Below are 1,931 nucleotides of genomic sequence, written 5' to 3' on the forward strand. Positions count from 1 at the left end.
CGCACCGGTCTGCGCCGGAGCCGCGCCGGTGGCGCCGCCGGTACCGGCCGGGGTGTCCGCGTTGTCCGGCCCGCAGGCCGCGAGCGACAGGGCGGTGGCCGCCGCGAGCGCGGCGACGGTCAGCTTGGTGGTGTACGAACGCATGATGCGCATTTCTCCTGGGCGCACGGCCGCGACCGTTGCCGGCCTTTGCCCAGTGCGGCGCCGCCCGTCGTGACAGGAAGGGTCGAAGACGACATGGGTCCAGCGGGCAAGAAGCCGTCCCCCGATCTGGCTTTCGGTCAGGGACCATACCAGTCCGCCGGATTGATGCACGGGCTGTGGCAGGGCCGTGACCAGGCCGGATCCAGCCGGTGAAACAGCCTGCGGACGACCTGTGCCGATCGCGTAGATTTCGGAGCTGACGGCAGGGCCCGGGCCCCGTCGCACCCGCACCACACCGGAAGGGCGTACAGCGAGATGAGCGAGGACTCTCTGCGGGAGGAGGTGCTGACCGCGCGGCGGATCGTCGTCAAGGTCGGCTCCTCCTCCCTGACCACGGCGGCCGGCGGCCTGGACGCCGACCGCGTCGACGCCCTGGTGGACGCGCTCGCCAAGGTACGCAACCGCCCCGACGCCCCGGAGGTCGTGCTCGTCTCCTCCGGCGCCATCGCCGCCGGGCTCGCCCCGCTCGGCCTGGACGGGCGGCCCAAGGACCTGGCCCGCCAGCAGGCTGCCGCCAGCGTCGGCCAGGGCCTGCTGGTCGCCCGCTACACCGCCTCCTTCGCCCGGTACGGAATCCGGGTCGGCCAGGTGCTGCTCACCGCCGAGGACGCCAGCCGGCGCGCCCACTACCGCAACGCCTACCGCACCCTGGACCAGCTGCTGGCGATGGGCGCGATGCCGATCGTCAACGAGAACGACACCGTCGCCACCGCCGAAATCAAGTTCGGTGACAACGACCGGCTCGCCGCCCTGGTCGCCCACCTGGTCCGGGCCGACCTGCTGGTGCTGCTCTCCGACGTGGACGGCCTGTACGACGGCGACCCGTCCCGCCCCGGCACCAGCCGGATCGCCGAGGTGCGCGGCCCGCAGGACCTCGACGGCATCGAGATCGGCAGCGCCGGCAAGGCCGGGGTCGGCACCGGCGGCATGGTCACCAAGGTCGAGGCGGCCCGGATCGCCACCGGCGCGGGCATCCCGGTGGTGCTGACCGCCGCCAGCCAGGCCGCCGACGCGCTGGCCGGCCGGCCCACCGGCACGCTCTTCCTGCGCACCGGCAGCCGGACCTCCGACCGGATGCTCTGGCTGGCCCACGCGAGCAGCCCGCGCGGGGCGCTGCACCTGGACGCGGGCGCCGTACGGGCGGTCCTCTCCGGCGGCGCCTCGCTGCTGCCGGCCGGGGTCACCAGGGTCGACGGGGAGTTCGCCGCGGGTGATCCGGTGGACCTTCTTGCCGAAAACGGCCACATCGTGGCTCGCGGACTGGTCAACTTTGATGCGAGGGAGTTGCCCCGCCTGCTCGGCCGGTCCACCCGCGACCTGGCCCAGGAGTTCGGCGCCGCGTACGAGCGCGAGGTCGTCCACCGCGACGACCTGGTCGTTCTGCGGGGCTGACCGGCCCGCGGCCTGACAAGGACCGATGAGACAGGCCCCAGAGGCCGGCACCGGCCGATCGGCGCAGCGCGGACGGCGGGCCGCTCCGTACCGGGAGCGGCCCGGCCACGGGCCAGGAGGGGCGCAGCCGTACCGGTCGGCCGAGGGCCGACGGGGCCGGTGGGGACGACACGACATCGCCGAACAGGAGGCCGCCGGTGGAACGCAGGCGCGAGGCAGCGCTGACCGCAGGGACGGCGGGCCGGCGGCTGACCAGCATCGACGGCGGACGCGGGGACGGCCCCGCCGAGCCGGCCGGTCCGCCGTCGCAGAGGCCCGGCGGGGTGCGCAGGCTG

General features: G+C 74.8%; 1 protein-coding gene. It reads left to right on the forward strand.

Annotation, left to right across the window (positions count from 1 at the left end; translation table 11 throughout):
- Positions 1–459: 459 nt before the first annotated feature.
- Entirely contained in the window at positions 460–1,596 is a 1,137-nt protein-coding gene (proB, locus tag KS423_RS44500) for a glutamate 5-kinase (protein ID WP_224285371.1), read from the forward strand.
- The last annotated feature ends 335 nt before the right edge of the window (positions 1,597–1,931 follow it).

This window comes from Streptomyces sp. LS1784 (assembly GCF_020103755.1).
Classification (GTDB): domain Bacteria; phylum Actinomycetota; class Actinomycetes; order Streptomycetales; family Streptomycetaceae; genus Kitasatospora.